Raw genomic sequence first — 17,449 nt, forward strand, 5'->3', positions numbered from 1 at the left:
CGCGATAGGTTGCACTCAAGTGATTGAGGCGTACTTTACCAGTCTCAATCGCAAAATCCATTTATCAATCAAGAGTTATGGCAAAAAACTCACAAGCGCTTAAACAATCACCACAACCTGAGCATAGTTCATTATCAATCATTGCGGCTTCACCAGCTTGTACCGAAATGGCTTTGCTACGACACACCTCACTGCAGGATTTACAGTATTGCGCCAGTTTCGGGTTGCAACGGTAGTCAACCTTAGCCTTGAGCGCTGAATGCGTCAGCGCGCCGGTTGGGCAGGCATGCACGCACAAGTAGCAACTATCACAGTTTCCGGATAGCACCGGATAACCGTGCTCTTGGGTGATAGCGTTGCTTGGGCAAGCGTTTGAGCAGCGCATGCATTGATCGCACATGCGCAAAAACTGTAGCTCTTCTCGCGCTTGCGGAGGGCGAATAAATCCGCTCGACGACTCAACATGCGTTGGTCGAAAACGTTCAAATAACGCCCTGCGTGATGGGTTGATTACTGTCATTATTTATACAGTTTTATAGGTTCAATTGTTAATCCGATTTCAGTTTTAACCTGTTCTAAAAAGAGCTCAGTTAATTTAGCTAAGTCTGCGTAAAATGGGCTCTCTTGGTTGCTTTGCAGTAATTCTAGATAGCGACCACTCCAAGGCAGTAGATGCACAGAGAGAAACTCTACTAGGGCGACCTGGTTGCCTTCTTCGATAAGCAGAGCCAGCGCCCACATCATTAAGCCAAAATGATCCAGTGGTTGATTGTTAATCTCAAACGCAATGCCAGCACGGTCTAAAAACTGGTAGTAAGCCGCAGTTGAATCGCCCATGACCAGGTTTTCGCGGTTTTGATACACCGAGCCCCATGGCGGTGCCAACATTTCACCTTGCCCTTCAAACAATACAGAGAAATTGTATTTGTTTGCCGAGTAACGCTCTTGCTTTAGAGAAATGATTAGATGATTGACGGTCTCTAAATCTTGCCATTGATAGGCGCTAGCAAGAGATTCGAGGTTATTGAGGGTCGCCAAGTTAATCTGCTCTACCGGTGAGTAGTAGAACAGAGCGCCAAGTGCGCGTGGTAGTAGGGCTAAGTTGTTCATTGAAAATCCCAAAATAGGGGAGCTAAGCTCCCCATAATCTATTACATACCGATTTGCCAAAGTTCATAGAAGCCGATTCGACCAGCGATCTCTGAAGCGGCAACAAACACCACCGCTAAAGAAGCGAACTGTGTGTTGTCTTTTTGTCTGGATGAGAGACTGATAATCGCCAGACCTGCAAACGCCAGTTTGAGCATCCAGAACAACGCATCTTGACCAAACAAACTTGGTGCGGCTAAGCCGATGTGGGCAAAGTAGCTTGGCATTAATATGATGCCGACTAGTAAGCTAATCAGCGCAGTGTATTTAAACAAGCGGCAACCACAGATTAGATACACAACTGTTGCACCCATCACAAATGCCGTCAGGATCATGTAGATCGAGGTATATGCGCTATTCCATGCCGCAACACTTTCAATGGTGTAGATGGTTGGAATGGTATGCACCAACACGATACCAGCAAAGCTAGAGAATAGGCTTACCGCTTTAACCGTGTTACTGCCTTGACGAACTTTTAAACACACCATGGCTGCAAACAGCAGTCCACCAAACATGATGGTGGCAATGATCTCGTTACTCATCGGTGATTGCCCAATCGCATTAAGAGCATTAAGTGCTTTAAGTGGTTGACCAAGGTGGGTGAGTGATGCGATGCCACCGAACGCCAATGCCACAAATGCTGCATACAACGCTTTCTCATGTTGTTTGCGATTCATCTTGCCAATCAAGAATGCGAGGGTTGATAACACCACAATTCCAACCGCCGTTTGTGCGAGGAAAGTGAAGAAAACCAAAGATAATTCGTGCATTTATTTTACCTCCGCCGGGTTTTGTAGCTCGCCCACATTGCTGTTGTTCGCAACGGCATGGCTATGGGTACGTACAATTAAGTTCGGGCTGGTAATACGTGAGTCAGGCAGCGGCGCGACATCACGTTGGTTGCCATATTTGGCGCGCAGCTCATTAATGTCACCAAACTCAATCGCACGTTGAGGGCATGAGTCGACGCACACAGGGTTAAGCCCTTGCTCTAGGCGGTCAAGGCAACCGTCACACTTTGACATCACCTTTTTCTCTTTGTCATATTGCGGCGCACCGTAAGGGCAGCGCATAGCACAGTAACGACAGCCAATACACTTCTCTTGGTCAACCAGCACTAAGCCATTGTCTTGGCGTTTATGCATCGCTTGGGTTGGACACCCTGCGACACAAATTGGATCGTCACAATGGTTACAAGCAACTGATAGGTAGTAAGCGAAGGTTTGGTTTGTCCATGCACCATCGCTATCTTTTGCCCAAGAGCCGCCGCCGTATTCGTACACGCGACGGAACTTACGACCGACATCAATATCGTTTTTATCTTTGCAACTCACTTGGCAAGTTTTACAACCTGAGCAGCGAGATGAATCAATATAAAAGCCTAATTGTTTCATTTAGTTATGCCTTCTGAATTTCTACTAGGTTGGTATGTTGTGGGTTGCCTTTAGTGATAGGCGAGAATAGGTGACTGGTCAGGTTGTTGATACAACCACCAATATCGACACCATTTTTCACAACCGACCATGCACCTTGCGGCATTGCGGTCACGTCAGGCATGACACGGTTAGTCACTTTAGCAGCGATAAGGATCTTGCCGTATTCGTTGAATACATGAACCATATCGCCGTTTTTGATCCCACGTTGCTCGGCATTGATCGGGTTGATCCAGATTTCATCTGGCACCGCTTCGGCGACAACGCCAACATTGGCATACGTTGAGTGGGTATGACCTTTAGTGTGGAAACCCGTCATTTGCAGTGGGTATTGGGCAAACTTCTCCAGATCCATGTGTGAGTTTGGTACTGGCACATACTCAGGAATTGCCGTCATGTAGTGACCTTCAGGTAGCACCCAAGTATCAACGCGCTCTTGCACCTTAGTGGCGAAGATTTCGAATTTGCCTGAAGGCGTTGTTAATGGATTGGCTGCTGGATCTTGGTAGAAATCCGCGAACGGAATGCTGTCTTCTTTCTTCGCGCGTTGCTGGTCGATAACACCGCTGCCGCGTACTTTTGCAAACTCAGGTAGGTAAGTACGTTTGGCGCGAATATCGTTGTAGTGTTTTTCAATCCACTCGGCTTGACTGCGACCTTCAGTAAAGGTTTGTTTAAAGCCAAGGTGCTCGGCAATGTCCGCACATACGTCATAGGTAGAGCGCACTTCCCACATCGGCTCAATGGTGTTTTCCATTGAGATCATAAAGTGGTTAGAGCCTGACGCGTAAGCGTTGTCAACCAAGTCTGATGCTTCTAGGTAAGTGGTTTCAGGTAGCAAGATATCAGCGAATTTCGCCGTTGGCGTCATATGGTTATCGACCACGACAATAAACTCACATTTGCTGTCATCAGCCAATATTTCACGGGTACGATTTAAGTCACCATGTTGGTTACCCAGCACATTACCTGCTTGGTTGATCATCAGCTTAATGCCGTGCTGTAATTTATCCGCACCTTTTAAGCCGTGCGTCTCAGGAGTGAAAACTTCTGGGTTGGCTATTGCATCGGTCCAAGAGAACACCGGGATCGACGTTTTGACTGGGTTGGCAGGGCGAGGCAGTAGTGGCACACCATATTTGGTTGAGTATGCCCAGTTACCCGTGTTGGTGCCTGCGCGACCAAAATGACCTGACACGACACACAGAGATTGAATCGCGTGCACGCTGTGCTCGCCGTTATGGTGGCGCTGCGCCCCCCAGCCTTGTGCGATGTAACACGCTTTGGCGTTAGCGATTTCACGCGCGAGCTGTACGATGCGTTTGGCTGGAATGCCCGTAATCGTTGCCGCCCATTGAGGTGTTTTCTCAATGCCATCTTTGCCAGTCCCTAAGATGTAGTCTTTGTAGCTGCCATTTTGTGCCGCGTTGGCTGGTAGTGTATCGCGTGTAAAGCCGATTGCGTATTTGCGGATCTGTTCTTCATTGAGCAGATCTTCTTTGATCATGGTATGAATAAGGGCAGCAACTAGAGCGGCATCCGTGGTTGGTTTGATTGGTAACCACTCAGCATCGCTCACAACCCCAGAGTCAGTGTAACGAGGGTCAATCAGGATCACTTTCGCGCCCGATTTTTCTAGTGCTCGGCGCATCTCTTCAACCTGACCACCACCTGACATACGCGTCTCAGATAGGTTGAGGCTAAATAGCACCACCAAATCTGAATCTTCGATTTCGGTAAAGTGGGTACCGGCATACTTACCCCAAGTGAATGGCGTCATACCGTTGATTTGTGCGGTAGAGTAGGAGTTGAAGTAGTTGAGGTAGCCACCTGCTTGAGTCAGCATACGTAGCCAAGCTTCACGACCTTGGGTGTGGTAATACGCACCAGTACCGTACTGGAAGTAGACCGCTTCTGGTCCGTAAGTCTCATAAACGCGGGTGAGTTGATTGGCGATGGTTTGTGTCGCTTCTTGCCAACTGATGCGCTCGAATTTACCTTCACCGCGTTTGCCAACGCGCTTCATTGGGTATTTTAAACGGTCAGGGTTGTAGATGCGGAATTTGTTTGAGCGACCGCGTAAGCATGGGCGAATTTGGTGCTCGCCAAAAACAGCATCGCTGTCTGTATCAGCGGGCTCAACTTGTAGGATGCGCCCATCTTGAACTTTTACTTTTAGCGCGCAGCGTGAGCCACAGTTAACGAGACAGGCGCTGTACTTAAACTCAGCCGGAGTGGAGGCTGGTGCAGCACTGACTTTTTTGCTCAGTGGTAATGTGGCTAGAGAGCCAGCAACAGCAGCGGTTGCGCTGAGTTTGCTTGAATACTCGAGTAGCTTACGGCGGGTGGTTTCTATATTTAGAAACGGCAGAGTAGCCATAGATATTCCTTTACAGTGTAAGACAAAAATTAATTCAAATAGGAATGATTTTTATTTTTATGTCATTGTTCCTATTGGATTTTTTGATGGTTGAGCACTCATCCAGATGAGACCCTAACAACTGTAAGGGTTTAGCAATAGGGGCTGATTTATCGATATGTGATCTGGTAAAACTTCGACAGAGAGAAGAGTTTGGATTTGTGATATTTACGTGGTTTTTCGAAAATCTTAGCTGGTGTTCTTGATGAAACTGTGAGTATAACTTTCTGAAATAAATGGTAATTATGTATAGGTGGATGTTCTATTGTTGTGGCGTATGTAACTGACTTGTATGGAATGTTTTCGAAGCGTGGGTTTTCAATCAAGTTACTCAATGAGCTATTTTTAAAAACAGGTTAAAGATAACCAACATTACTAGGAAAAAATTCAGGATGATCTTTAAGCGGGACATAAACAGCTACACCAAACTGCGACAAATCGACACATGGGGTTAATTCAGAGATAGGAGGCTGGTTGATTACAGCCTCCATTTATTTAGTGCGTGTTAGCTATTGTAGCGAAGCTTTTTGGGTAACAGCTTTTTGCCAAACACGTTGATCAAGGCACCAGTGACAATCAAACCGCCACCCATGTAAGTCCAGATCGATGGGATTTCACTGAAGATCACCACGCCAAGTAGGGTTGAGAACACGATCTGTACATAAGAGTAGGCTGAGGCTTTGCCCGCTTCTTGGGTTTGCATCGCTTTGGTTAAGCCATATTGACCAATTTGAGTGAAGATGCCCACCATGACCAATAAGAGCGTGATGGTCAAACTTGGTACGACAAACTCATCCCACATTAGGAACGTTGAAACAGGCAGTGCGACTAGCGGGAAGTAGAAAATGATCACCGAGCTATCTTCAGTTTGGCTAAGTTTACGTACGATGACATAGGCTATGGAGCTACCAAATGCGCCCAGCAACGCAATCATCACACTGTGAATCGGTAGGGCTTGTGCGGTAATCGAATCCGACATATTTGGCTGCACCATAAGCCCAACGCCTAGCAAACACAGTGCGATACAAATCATGGTTGCGCCTTGAATACGTTCTTTGAGAAACAGCACACCAAGTAGGGCAGTAAATACCGGATGAACGTATTGCAAAATCGTCGCTTCGGCTAGAGGTAGAGCAGTGACGGCATAGTAGACACACATTAGTGCCAAGGTGCCGACAGTACCACGCAGTAACAGCAATTTTTTATTGTTGCCCCAAATGGAGATCTTTTTGCGCTTTACATCAAGGTAGCTAAGGATAAGCGAAACTAGAGCACGGGCAGCGACGATTTCGAAAACAGGGATGCCATGGACGCTCACGTATTTAACGCAAGCAGACATAAGTGCGAATCCCAGTGCTGACAACAGCATGAAGCGCACCCCTACAGGGATGATGTCGTTGAATTTAGAAAGCATGGTTTTTCAAGGTGACGGATTAGAACGATATCATACGTCATCAAAATTCAGAGTGACAGAGACGAACTCAATCTCGGCTACTTGGTGTCGTTTAGAATGATTTACGAGCGTAAGCTATTTTGTGCTGCTTTGATTTTTCCCGCTCGATTGCTGTGATTTAGCAAAGGTTACCCACTTTAATTTGCCGTTGGTTTCATATTGATTGGCATTTTCGCAACGCATTAGATAGCCGCCAACTTCTAACAGGGCACCTTCCGAGTATGCATGATCTTGATAGTAGCAAATTCTATGGTTGGCTTGCTCACTGTTAACTACGACCGCTGCACGGTGATTGGGTGTGGAGTAGCTCTTTTCTGCGGCGCTGGCAGAAATTGGTAACAGGCAAACTAAAAAGAATCCACTTACTCTCATCATAACTCTCCATATTTACGTTGATAACGCGGCAACATACTGGCATTGCCGAGCAAGCCTCCCTGATGAATATAGATTAGCTGTTTATCTTGATTTTGCGGATACCATTCAAGCAGGCAACGCCACATCATCGGGTCATAAAGTAATTCAAATTCTACGCCAGTTTGTTGATTGAGCTGTTGCCAGATCAAATAATCTTGTTGGTAGAGTTTGCCAAAATGATGCTTAGTTTCTAACTCAAGAATTTCTGGATGTGAGCTTTCACCTAACTGATTAAATTGTTCCGTGAGGTACTCTTTCCCTCCTACACAAGCACAGGTCAGTACTGGAATGTCATATTGACTTAGGAATTTGTGTAGGAATAGAGCAGTGGTTCCGGTGCCAGACGGCAGAGCAACAACAAACGCTTGTTTAGGCTGGTTTTGTACCCAGTCTAAGATCTCTTTGCCCAGCTTGGTGACACCATATTCAGCTAATTGGCAACGACCACCTTCAGGCACAAATAGGCACGTCTCATCTGGTTGGCGAATGTGAGTAATATACTCTGCTGGGTGCAGGTTACTCTCGGCGACCGGAATAATCTCTGCTCCTAACTCTAGCGCCGCTTGATAATTGCCAATGGGTGTTTGTTTAAGCCAGTCAGGAATACGGTCGACATAAAATTCGAGTTGCCAGCCCTTTAGTTGGGCGAGGGCTGCCATGGAATAGAGCGAGTTTGCTTGAGGACTGCCGTAACCAATTAAGGTTTTGATTGATGCGTAGTCGCCGTCCAGTAGCGCCATAAATTTGCGCGCTTTATTGCCAGAGAACTGCGGGTGGAGTTGATCATCCCGTTTGAGGTAGAACGGGATGTTATTAAACACATGGTGAGTGATTGCTGTGTTTGCGAGCTTCATGGTGATTAGGTAGTGATCATAAGAAAAATCAGCCTAATCATACCTTAGCCGTTGGGTTAAACGCTATGGTCGCAACACAGCCATTTTCAGCATGATTAGTTAATTGGAATTGCCAACCATAACGGCGACTTAAATCATCAACAATTAATAATCCTAACCCGTGCCCTTCACTGTTTGGAGCATCTTTTAGCCCAGAGCCTTCGTCGATGATACGGATTCTTTGTTGATTGACTTCAATCGTAATTTTTCCTTCAGGAGTCGCTGCAATAGCATTGCGAATCAAGTTACCGATAACCATGTTTAACACAGGTTGGGTTGCTTTTAGAGTAGGGAGTGACTCGATATTGAGTTCGATTTCTAACTGCTTTTCTCGCGCCTGCATACTGTTATCGGCCACGATCGTTTGAAGTTCTTGCAGGGTAACTTCACGAAGTGGCACATCATCCGCGTTTCTTTCATAGCGAACCAAACCTAATAAGGCATCGACCATAGTGATCATTTGGCTAGTGGCTCCATCAATTCGTTCGATTTGACGTTGGTTAAACTCGGTTTGCTCTTTGCGTGCGAGTAACTTGCTGGCGCCTTTTACCACAGTTAATGGTGTACGAAGCTCGTGGCTGGCATAACGCGCAAAAGCTTGCTCGCGTTTTAACGCTAAGTTTAAATCCGTGCGATATTGATTGAGACGCTCAGTGAGAATTTGAAACTCCTCTGCGGCTTCTTCTGAGATGGAAAACTCGTTTTCACTATTGCCAGAGTGACTTTCAAGTTGCTTGGCTATGTCGTTGAGAGGCTCGATTAATCGAATAGATAAACGATATAGGACCGTGCCGAAAATACACATCAAGATAGAGACAATAGTAACAACAATTAGGCTTGAATAAACAATCTCATCAAGGTCAAACTCGACGTTATCGATGCGAGAAAGCAGGACAATATCGAAGCTTTTCCCATTGTGGCTGTAAGAGCCTTTGTAAACCATGCGAGAAATGTTGAGGTGATCCATTTCTACCTCACCCAAGAAAGAGTCATGGTTGTTGAGGAATTGGCGGTATTCATCTGGTACTAACGCGATATCATTGTATGCATCAGTTAGGACATCAACCTTAATTTTACCCTGCTCACCGGCAATAAATCTCTCGATAGCGATATCTCTATCGAGTAAGGCTCTTCTTTCACCCATGCGGTCTTCAGACCAATGAATGGCTAGTGCAAACACGGTGAAAGAAACCACACCAATAATAATGGAAATGCCGATAAAGAATGCAGCTAGGCTGTTGGTAAGTGATTGTGTACTGCGTAGCAGGCGTTTCATGGGGTGATCTCTAAGCGAAAGCCAATTTTAGGTATGGTAACCAGCAATTGTTGCTCAAATGGTTTATCGAGTTGTCCACGTAATTGATAGATGTGACTGCGTAGGACATCATTATTCGGTTCAGCTTCATCCCACAATTTCTCAGCAATGTCTCTGCGAGTGACCACTTCGGGAGCGCGCAAGCATAACATTTCTAAAATAGTGTAAGTGGTGGGGTTGAGGGCTAATAACTTATCATCTCGGTATGCTTTGCGCGTTTTTTGGTCGATGGTGATTGGACCTACATTCAACTTAGTAGCGGCAATCGTGCCACGGTAGCGCTTAATCAATGCGTGCATGCGCGCTTCAAGGATTTCGAGATCAAAGGGTTTAGTTAGGTAATCGTCAGCACCATGACTGAAACCCGCTAGCATATCATCGCGATTATCTAACGCGGTGAGCATTAACACTGGCGTAGTATTACCGGCTTCGCGGAGTTTATTGCATACGGTTAGACCATCCATTCTTGGCAGCATTAAATCGAGAATAATCATGTCAAAATTACCCTCTAGAGCGAGTTGTAGCCCTAGCTCGCCGTTGTCGGCGTAATCTAGTTCCATTTCTAAGCATTCGAAATAATCAAACAGGATTCCTGCGACTTCACGGTTGTCTTCTACGAGTAATATTTTGTGCATGCGTTGTACCAAAGGAAATCGAGTTTTGACGTCCACTATATAACATCAAATTCGATGTGAAAAAAACGTCAATAACATTCTTTCCACATACCGTGACATAGATTAGTGGCATAGAGGCACTTTAATAACAGCTAATTAATGATGGCGGCGTTATGGATTTAATTTCAATCACTCAAAGACGATATGAATCGGCGATTACTTTATCAGTCATCGTTCCTTATTTTAATGAAGCGGAAGTACTCCCAACACTTCATTCGCGCTTATCGAATGTACTCGATGGCATGCCAGAACGTTGCGAAATTATCTATGTGAATGATGGCAGTAGTGATGAAAGCTTACAAATCGTTGAAGGTTTTCGTTCTACCAGCAGCATTGTACGTAGCATTTCATTAAGCCGTAACTTTGGTAAAGAGTCGGCAATGAGTGCAGGGCTAGAGTATAGCCGTGGTGAAGCGGTAATTTTGATCGATGCCGACTTGCAAGACCCACCTGAGCTTATTCCACAAATGCTGGCTAAATGGCGTGAAGGTTACGATGTAGTGAATATGCAGCGTAAAGAACGCCATGGTGAAACGTGGTTTAAGCGTCAATCTGCCGCCGTGTTTTATCGCTTGTTAAATCATCTTGCTAAGTCATCAATTCCAGAAAATGTCGGTGATTTTCGTCTGCTCAGTCGTCGAGTTGTTGAGCAAATCAATCGCATGCCTGAGAGAAATCGCTATATGAAAGGGATTTTTTCATGGCCTGGTTTCAAGCAATACACGATGCAATTTGATCGTGATGCACGCTTTAGTGGCGAAACGAAGTGGAATTACTTCAAGCTGATTGGTCTTGCAGTCGATGGCATCACTTCTTTCTCGATTCGACCATTGCGACTTGCCACAGTATGCGGTGCACTGATAGCGAGTGGCGCTTTTATTTACGGTTTAGTGATTGTCGCTCAGACCTTACTTTGGGGTAATGATGTCACAGGCTATCCATCGATGATGGTGGTGCAGTTGGCGCTTGGCGGGATTCAACTACTGTCAATTGGTGTGTTGGGTGAGTATATCGGACGAATTTTTATCGAGTCTAAACAACGTCCTCTATTTTTGGTCGATTCAGTTAAAGAAAAGCCAGCAGTAATGATTTTTGAGCAGATGGAGAAGCGCGCGTGAGTTTTAATCGAGTGCACCTTTGGGCAATTTTAGGCGCAGCATTTCTTATTCGTCTTATTTCGCTTGGCGCTTATCCTTTGATGGATACCACCGAAGCTCGCTATGGTGAAATGGCGAGAATCATGACAGAAACAGGTAATTGGTTAACCCCGCAGTTTGATTACGGCATCCCTTTTTGGGGCAAGCCCCCCCTGTTTACATGGATGAGTGCTGGTGGGATTGAGTTATTCGGTATTAATGAGTTTGCTGTTCGAGTTCCGCATTGGCTAGCCGGGCTTTTGGTTGTGGGATTGATGGCAGGATTTGCCCGTAAGCTCGGCTTTAGTGGGCTGATTACGGCGGTTGTACTTGCCACTTGTGCGATTTTCGCGATTGCTGCGGGCGCAGTGATGACGGATATGGCGTTAACGCTAGGTATGACTATTGCCATGGTTGGTTTTTATCGTTGTTGGCAAGGAACTCGTACATGGGGTTATGTCGGCTTTGTTGGCTTAGCAATTGGTTTATTGGCGAAAGGACCGCTAGTCATTGTGCTGATGGGACTTGCGGTTGTGCCTTGGCTCGTTATCCAGCACGGAGTGGTTGGGGCATTGAAAGTACTGTGGCAACGTTTCCCAATACTTTCCGGTTTAGGGTTGATGTTAGCTATTGCTTTACCTTGGTATGTGATGGCGGAGCAAGCGACCCCAGGATTTATTGATTACTTTATTGTTGGTGAGCATTTTAAACGTTTCTTGGTCAGTGGCTGGGAAGGGGATTTATATGGGAGTGCTCATGATGAGCCGCGAGGTACTATTTGGTTATTTTGGCTTTATTCAGCCGCGCCTTGGTCAATTGTGCTACCAGTGTTGCTATGGAAAAAGCGTCAGCGTCTGAGAGATGGCGAATTACAACAGTCAGGCATTGTGAGTTTTCTTATTTGCTGGATGATCGCTCCTCTCGTATTGTTTACCTTCTCAGGCAACATTCTACCTGCTTATGTGTTACCCGGGATTCCCGCTATTGGGCTGTTAGTTTCGATCTTGCTCTCTGATACTAAACATGATCCTAAGTGGTTTAAACTTTGTGCGGGAGTTATACCGGTATTGCTTGTGATTGCACTTGCGATCATCAATATCAGTGTTGGTGATAAGAAGAGTGACAAAGTGATTTTTGAGAAAGTAGATCCTTCGTTGCCGACGCTTTATGTAGGGAAAAGACCTTTTTCTGGACAATTTTATAGCCAAGGTCAAGCGATGCAACTAACGGATCAGGTCAAGTTGTCGACTTATCCTCGTTTTCAACTGATTGGCAGTAAGGATCAAGTCTCTCAGTTGGTCGAGCAACAATCATTGAGTTGTGTGGTTGAGTATACAGCCAAAAGCAAGCGAACTCTCTACCGCTGCGTAACATCGTAGGGAGTGACATGCGAAATTTTGTCTCTAATAAGTGGTTTAAGTTCGCTTTAGTCGGAGGTGTTGGCTTTATTGCCGACACCTTAATTTTTATCTCGTGTTTTAAACTGCTTTTATTGCCCCTTTTTCAAGCGCGACTGATTGCATTTTTCGGTGCTGCTAGCGTCACTTGGTTAGGCAACCGAGTGTTTACGTTTTCCTCTCATACACAAAACAGCGACCATTATTGGCGAGGATTGGCTACGCAATGGGGGAAGTTTATGAGTAGCGCGACTCTCTCTGCAATACCCAATTTGATTGTTTTCAAATCAATTTTGCTGCTATTTGGCAGCAATGGATTAATGCCTTATGTGGCGCTTATATGCGGAGTTTTATTCGGTATGGTCAGCAACTTTATTTTGAGTAGCCGTTGGGTGTTTTGCTCACGTTAATCAACATGGATATTGCAGATAAAAAAATGCCCAGGGCAAATTGCGCTGGGCTGATACAAACTAATTTGGTAGGAGTTAATTTGGAAAAAGCAGTGTAAATAACAGATTCAATTCAGAAAAGTTGACGGCCAGTAAACGTTCAATACTCTGCTATCTACACTTATTAGGACTAGCCATTTCCCATTCAGTTCCCAAAAAAAATTAATTTTTTTAATTCTCTTATTTTTCAATGATCTAAATCTAGCTAATTGTCTTAGTTGATAACTCAAATATGAAACTGTGATGTTGCTCAGTTGTTAATGGTGTTTGAAGTATGTATATTTTCAAACAAGCGTTTAATACAGGTGATTGAAATGAGTGCAAGGCATAAGACCAAAGAGAAGATTCTAGATGTTGCGGAAGCTTTGTTTGCTGAGCATGGCTTTAACGATACTTCTTTGCGAACCATAACCAGTAAAGCCGGAGTGAATCTTGCGTCGGTGAATTATCACTTTGGTGACAAAAAAACCTTAGTACGTGCGGTTTTGGATCGTTACTTAGAAGCGTTTATGCCAGCAGTGTCGGATGCATTGATCACGCTTAATCTCAATAATGACTACACGATGAAACAGGTATTTGAGGCGGTGCGAGACCCATTTATGTCGCTGAATCATGTGCGTCCTAATGGTACCAGCCGTTTTATGTTGCTACTTGGCCGTGGTTATACCGACGTGCAGGGGCATCTTCGCTGGTTTATCACCACGCGATATCAAGAAACGTTAGTTCTGTTTGTTGATTCAGTAATGAAAGCCAATCCGAAGCTCAGCCGAGAGGAGGTGTTTTGGCGATTGCACTTTACGTTAGGTACTTGTGTTTTCACTATGGCTTCGAGCCAAGCGTTGTCTGAGATTGCCTTTAATGACTATGGTCGAAAAATCGACGCACAATGTGTATTAGACCAACTGATTCCATATCTTGCTGCTGGGGTGTCAGCAGAGTAACCAAAAATATAACTACAATTTTCCAACGACGATTGGATCCAATATAGAAACCGTGAACAAAAGGAACTGGTTATGAGCTCTCTACGAAAAAAATGGGTCAGTGATCCTGCTTTCAAAATGTTTAAAAAGGTATTACCACCATTATCGGATACAGAAAGAGAAGCAATGGAGGCGGGAAGTGTCTGGTGGGATGGGGAGCTCTTCTCGGGTAGCCCTAACTTTACAACTTTACATCAATACCCTAAACCTGCGCTAACCGCTGAAGAACAGTCTTTTATGGACAATCAGCTAGAAACCTTGCTGGCGATGTTAGACGATCAAAAGATCAATAAGGATGATCGCGATCTACCGGAAGAGGTGTGGCAGTACCTACGTAAAGAGCGTTTCTTTTCACTGATCATTTCCAAGCATTATGGTGGTTTAGAATTTTCTGCGCTAGCAAACTCGACCATCGTTTCACGCATTGCCACGCGCAGTATCAGCGCGGCGGTAACGGTGATGGTACCTAACTCCCTAGGTCCTGGGGAACTGCTGTCTCACTACGGTACTCAAGAGCAGAAAGATTATTGGTTACCGCGCTTGGCAAACGGTACTGACATTCCATGTTTCGCGTTAACTGGTCCTGAAGCGGGCTCCGATGCTGGTGGTATTCCTGATGAAGGTATTGTCTGCATGGGCGAGCATCAAGGTGATCAAGTGCTGGGTATTCGTGTGTCATGGAATAAGCGTTACATCACGCTGGCACCTGTGGCAACAGTGCTTGGTCTAGCATTTAAAATGAAAGATCCTGATGGTTTGTTAGGCGATAAAGTTGATATTGGTATTAGCTGTGCGCTGATCCCCGCGGATCACCAAGGGGTTGAGATTGGTGAGCGTCACGATCCGCTTGGCTCAGCCTTCATGAATGGTCCAACGCGTGGTAAAGACGTATTTATTCCGCTTGATTGGCTAATTGGCGGACAAGAATATGCCGGTAAAGGTTGGCGTATGCTGGTGGAATGTCTCTCAGCAGGGCGCGGTATCTCTTTGCCTGCTTTGGGGACCGCTATCGGTCATCTAACGTCCCGTACAACTGGTGCTTATGCTTATGTACGTAAGCAGTTTGGTATGTCGATTGGTAAGTTTGAAGGGGTTGCGGAGGCGCTAGGTCGCATTGGTGGTTTGACTTATCTGCTTGAAGCGACGCGCACACTAACCACAACGTCACTGGATATGAAAGAAAAGCCAGGCATTGTTACGGCGATTGCCAAATATCATATGACGGAGATGGCTCGTACCATCTTGAATGACTCGATGGATATTCACGCGGGTCGTGCAATCCAAGATGGCCCAATGAACTATCTGGCTAAGCATTATTTGGGGATTCCAGTTGCAATAACGGTTGAAGGGGCGAATATCCTGACACGTAACTTGATGATCTTTGGTCAAGGTGCGACCCGATGCCACCCATACGTTTTGCAAGAGATGGAAGCGGCGGCTAATCCGGATCAAGAAGAAGCAGCAAAACAGTTCGATAAACTCCTGTTTAAGCATATTGGTCATGCCACTAAAAATACCTTTGGTGCCTTTGGTGCGGCGCTAACTGGTTCGAGCTTTATTAAAGCCAATATTAGCGGTCCGACTCAGCCATATTATAAAGACTTAACTCGTATGAGCCGTGCGTTAGCGGTGAGCGCTGACTTTGCTATGTTAACGCTTGGTGGTGAACTAAAACGTAAAGAGATGATCTCGGCGCGTTTAGGTGATGCGTTGGCTTACCTATACATGGGTTCAGCCGCACTGAAAAAGTACGAAGATGATGGACGCCAGCAAGAAGATCTTAATTACGTGCATTATGCGGTGCAGCACTGTTTATACCATGCAGCCAAGTCTTTACAGGAAGCGTTTAGTAACTATCCACAAAAGTCAGTAGGTCGTTTGTTGAAAGTACTGCTCTTCCCAGTGGGGAACCATTTTGAGAAACCGAGTGATGAGCTAACGGTTAAGCTAGCGGAAAGCTTAATGACGCCTGGTGCACATCGCGATCGTTTAACTCATCTGTGCTATATCGGCAAGCAAGAAGATGACAACGTTGGTTTGATGGAGAATGCATTTTTAGCGATGTATGGCGTTAAGTCGATTGAGCGCAAACTCATTACAGCAGCGAAAGAGGGCAAAGTGGCGCGTAAAGGCTTACTGAGTGATAGACTTACCCAAGCGAAAGATGCTGGTGTGTTGACCGAGCAAGAAATCGAACAAGTATTGGCGGCAGAGAAGCTACGTTACAAAGCGATTCAAGTTGACCACTTTAGCCACGACTTTTCTGAAGTGCGAACTCATAGCGATGAGCGCAAGCCAAAGCTCAATAGCGTGGCGTAATCAGCTTAGAATGAAATAGTCTTACCCAAGGCACCGAAAGCGGTGCCTTTTTACATTGTAATATTCTTCTCAATGCCAGCTTTTTGCTTGAAACAGCTCCAACCACTTACATTTAGCGGCGATTTTGCAAGAAATTTGGTGAGATTTAGCTTTGAACCTTTTATCCTAGCCAAGTTTTTTAAAGGAAGTTGAATATGATCATCAAACCTAGAATTCGTGGATTTATCTGTACCACAACACACCCAGTGGGTTGTGAAGCTAACGTAAAAGAACAAATTGCTTACACCAAAGCACAAGGTCCAATCAAAAACGCACCTAAGCGTGTACTTGTTATTGGTTCTTCAAGTGGCTACGGTCTATCTTCTCGTATCGCGGCTGCTTTTGGCGGCGGTGCATCAACTATCGGTGTTTTCTTCGAAAAAGAAGGGACTGAGAAGAAGCCGGGAACTGCAGGTTTCTACAATGCTGCGGCTTTCGACAAGCTAGCTGGCGAAGCAGGTCTGTATGCGAAAAGCCTAAATGGCGATGCTTTCTCTAATGAAGCAAAACAAAAAGCGATTGATCTAATCAAGCAAGATCTTGGTCAAATCGATATGGTGGTTTACTCGCTGGCTTCTCCAGTACGTAAAATGCCTGAATCGGGTGAGCTTATTCGTTCTGCGCTAAAACCAATCGGTCAGACTTACACATCAACAGCGGTAGATACCAACAAAGATGTGATCATTGAAGCAAGTGTTGAACCTGCAACTGAGCAAGAAATCAAAGACACAGTGACTGTTATGGGCGGTGAAGACTGGGAACTTTGGGTTAACGCACTTGCTGATGCGGGTGTGCTAGCTGATGGTTGTAAGACAGTTGCGTACAGCTACATTGGTACCGAGTTAACTTGGCCAATCTACTGGGATGGCGCACTAGGTAAAGCTAAGATGGACCTAGATCGTGCTGCATCTGCGCTTAACACTAAACTCGCTGAAAAAGGCGGTAGTGCGAACGTAGCAGTACTTAAATCAGTAGTAACGCAAGCAAGTTCAGCGATTCCAGTTATGCCGTTGTACATTGCGATGGTATTTAAGAAGATGCGTGAAGAAGGCGTACACGAAGGTTGTATGGAGCAGATCTTCCGCATGTTTAGCCAACGTCTATACAAAGAAGACGGTAGCGCAGCGGAAGTTGACGAGCAAAATCGTCTACGTCTAGATGACTGGGAACTGCGTGAAGATATTCAGCAGCACTGTCGTGAGCTTTGGCCACAAATCACAACGGAGAACCTAAAAGAGCTAACTGACTACGTTGAGTATAAGGAAGAGTTCTTGAAACTGTTTGGTTTCGGCGTTGAAGGCGTAGATTACGAAGCAGAAGTAAACCCTGCCGTTGATGCTGGCTTTATCAACATCTAAGTAAACAATTACTTAGTCAGT

General features: G+C 45.3%; 16 protein-coding genes. 6 read left to right on the forward strand and 10 right to left on the reverse strand.

Annotated features, from left to right (window positions below):
- Positions 1 to 64: 64 nt before the first annotated feature.
- From GZN30_RS03665 to GZN30_RS03710, 10 genes are all read right to left on the reverse strand, one after another.
- The gene (locus GZN30_RS03665; RefSeq protein ID WP_075650017.1) at positions 65 to 520 is read right to left on the reverse strand and encodes a 4Fe-4S binding protein; all 456 of its coding nucleotides are present in this window, start codon (positions 518 to 520) and stop codon (positions 65 to 67) included.
- Positions 520 to 1,110: a TorD/DmsD family molecular chaperone gene (locus GZN30_RS03670; protein ID WP_075650016.1), complete on the reverse strand. Its 591-nt coding sequence runs from the start codon at positions 1,108 to 1,110 to the stop codon at positions 520 to 522. The genes GZN30_RS03665 and GZN30_RS03670 overlap by 1 nt, the downstream gene beginning before the upstream one ends.
- 41 nt (positions 1,111 to 1,151) lie before the next feature.
- Positions 1,152 to 1,919, reverse strand: a complete 768-nt coding sequence (locus tag GZN30_RS03675) for a dimethyl sulfoxide reductase anchor subunit family protein (RefSeq protein WP_075650015.1) — start codon at positions 1,917 to 1,919, stop codon at positions 1,152 to 1,154.
- Positions 1,920 to 2,543, reverse strand: coding sequence for a DMSO/selenate family reductase complex B subunit (locus GZN30_RS03680; RefSeq protein WP_075650014.1), 624 nt, complete (start codon positions 2,541 to 2,543; stop codon positions 1,920 to 1,922).
- A gap of 4 nt (positions 2,544 to 2,547) precedes the next feature.
- Entirely contained in the window at positions 2,548 to 4,962 is a 2,415-nt protein-coding gene (locus GZN30_RS03685) for a DMSO/selenate family reductase complex A subunit (protein WP_075650013.1), read from the reverse strand.
- 544 nt (positions 4,963 to 5,506) lie between these two features.
- Positions 5,507 to 6,415 (reverse strand): DMT family transporter, encoded by a 909-nt coding sequence (locus tag GZN30_RS03690; RefSeq protein ID WP_075650012.1) that lies wholly within the window; start codon positions 6,413 to 6,415, stop codon positions 5,507 to 5,509.
- Between the two features lie 114 nt (positions 6,416 to 6,529).
- Positions 6,530 to 6,829, reverse strand: coding sequence for a DUF1496 domain-containing protein (locus GZN30_RS03695; RefSeq protein WP_083627184.1), 300 nt, complete (start codon positions 6,827 to 6,829; stop codon positions 6,530 to 6,532).
- On the reverse strand, positions 6,826 to 7,722 hold the full coding sequence (locus GZN30_RS03700) for a 1-aminocyclopropane-1-carboxylate deaminase/D-cysteine desulfhydrase (RefSeq protein ID WP_075650010.1): 897 nt from the start codon (positions 7,720 to 7,722) through the stop codon (positions 6,826 to 6,828). Before GZN30_RS03700 ends, GZN30_RS03695 begins: the two co-directional genes overlap by 4 nt.
- A gap of 37 nt (positions 7,723 to 7,759) precedes the next feature.
- Entirely contained in the window at positions 7,760 to 9,037 is a 1,278-nt protein-coding gene (locus GZN30_RS03705) for a sensor histidine kinase (RefSeq protein WP_075650009.1), read from the reverse strand.
- Complete coding sequence (locus GZN30_RS03710; RefSeq protein WP_075650008.1) at positions 9,034 to 9,711, reverse strand: response regulator transcription factor; 678 nt, start codon at positions 9,709 to 9,711, stop codon at positions 9,034 to 9,036. The genes GZN30_RS03705 and GZN30_RS03710 overlap by 4 nt, the downstream gene beginning before the upstream one ends.
- Before the next feature lie 152 nt (positions 9,712 to 9,863).
- Between GZN30_RS03710 and GZN30_RS03715 the strand changes: the two genes are divergently transcribed.
- The 6 genes from GZN30_RS03715 to fabV all read left to right on the forward strand — a co-directional run bounded on the left by GZN30_RS03715 (position 9,864) and on the right by fabV (position 17,428).
- Positions 9,864 to 10,868, forward strand: a complete 1,005-nt coding sequence (locus tag GZN30_RS03715; RefSeq protein WP_075650007.1) for a glycosyltransferase family 2 protein — start codon at positions 9,864 to 9,866, stop codon at positions 10,866 to 10,868.
- Positions 10,865 to 12,265, forward strand: coding sequence for an ArnT family glycosyltransferase (locus tag GZN30_RS03720; RefSeq protein WP_075650006.1), 1,401 nt, complete (start codon positions 10,865 to 10,867; stop codon positions 12,263 to 12,265). The genes GZN30_RS03715 and GZN30_RS03720 overlap by 4 nt, the downstream gene beginning before the upstream one ends.
- An 8-nt stretch (positions 12,266 to 12,273) precedes the next feature.
- Positions 12,274 to 12,693, forward strand: coding sequence for a GtrA family protein (locus tag GZN30_RS03725; protein ID WP_075650005.1), 420 nt, complete (start codon positions 12,274 to 12,276; stop codon positions 12,691 to 12,693).
- A gap of 353 nt (positions 12,694 to 13,046) precedes the next feature.
- Entirely contained in the window at positions 13,047 to 13,673 is a 627-nt protein-coding gene (locus tag GZN30_RS03730; RefSeq protein WP_075650004.1) for a TetR/AcrR family transcriptional regulator, read from the forward strand.
- Positions 13,674 to 13,745: 72 nt separating this feature from the next.
- On the forward strand, positions 13,746 to 16,031 hold the full coding sequence (locus tag GZN30_RS03735) for an acyl-CoA dehydrogenase (protein ID WP_075650003.1): 2,286 nt from the start codon (positions 13,746 to 13,748) through the stop codon (positions 16,029 to 16,031).
- Between the two features lie 194 nt (positions 16,032 to 16,225).
- Positions 16,226 to 17,428 (forward strand): enoyl-ACP reductase FabV, encoded by a 1,203-nt coding sequence (fabV, locus tag GZN30_RS03740; RefSeq protein ID WP_075650002.1) that lies wholly within the window; start codon positions 16,226 to 16,228, stop codon positions 17,426 to 17,428.
- Positions 17,429 to 17,449 lie beyond the last annotated feature (21 nt).

The organism is Vibrio ponticus (assembly GCF_009938225.1).
GTDB lineage: Bacteria > Pseudomonadota > Gammaproteobacteria > Enterobacterales > Vibrionaceae > Vibrio > Vibrio ponticus.

Bases quoted from the DNA above. Each gene is read 5' to 3' on its own strand.
- GZN30_RS03670 (WP_075650016.1), bottom strand. From the start codon at position 1,110: ATGAACAACTTAGCCCTACTACCACGCGCACTTGGCGCTCTGTTCTAC.
- fabV (WP_075650002.1), top strand. From the start codon at position 16,226: ATGATCATCAAACCTAGAATTCGTGGATTTATCTGTACCACAACACAC.
- GZN30_RS03710 (WP_075650008.1), bottom strand. From the start codon at position 9,711: ATGCACAAAATATTACTCGTAGAAGACAACCGTGAAGTCGCAGGAATC.
- GZN30_RS03675 (WP_075650015.1), bottom strand. From the start codon at position 1,919: ATGCACGAATTATCTTTGGTTTTCTTCACTTTCCTCGCACAAACGGCG.
- GZN30_RS03730 (WP_075650004.1), top strand. From the start codon at position 13,047: ATGAGTGCAAGGCATAAGACCAAAGAGAAGATTCTAGATGTTGCGGAA.
- GZN30_RS03715 (WP_075650007.1), top strand. From the start codon at position 9,864: ATGGATTTAATTTCAATCACTCAAAGACGATATGAATCGGCGATTACT.
- GZN30_RS03685 (WP_075650013.1), bottom strand. From the start codon at position 4,962: ATGGCTACTCTGCCGTTTCTAAATATAGAAACCACCCGCCGTAAGCTA.
- GZN30_RS03700 (WP_075650010.1), bottom strand. From the start codon at position 7,722: ATGAAGCTCGCAAACACAGCAATCACTCACCATGTGTTTAATAACATC.
- GZN30_RS03665 (WP_075650017.1), bottom strand. From the start codon at position 520: ATGACAGTAATCAACCCATCACGCAGGGCGTTATTTGAACGTTTTCGA.
- GZN30_RS03735 (WP_075650003.1), top strand. From the start codon at position 13,746: ATGAGCTCTCTACGAAAAAAATGGGTCAGTGATCCTGCTTTCAAAATG.
- GZN30_RS03725 (WP_075650005.1), top strand. From the start codon at position 12,274: ATGCGAAATTTTGTCTCTAATAAGTGGTTTAAGTTCGCTTTAGTCGGA.
- GZN30_RS03705 (WP_075650009.1), bottom strand. From the start codon at position 9,037: ATGAAACGCCTGCTACGCAGTACACAATCACTTACCAACAGCCTAGCT.
- GZN30_RS03680 (WP_075650014.1), bottom strand. From the start codon at position 2,543: ATGAAACAATTAGGCTTTTATATTGATTCATCTCGCTGCTCAGGTTGT.
- GZN30_RS03690 (WP_075650012.1), bottom strand. From the start codon at position 6,415: ATGCTTTCTAAATTCAACGACATCATCCCTGTAGGGGTGCGCTTCATG.
- GZN30_RS03695 (WP_083627184.1), bottom strand. From the start codon at position 6,829: ATGATGAGAGTAAGTGGATTCTTTTTAGTTTGCCTGTTACCAATTTCT.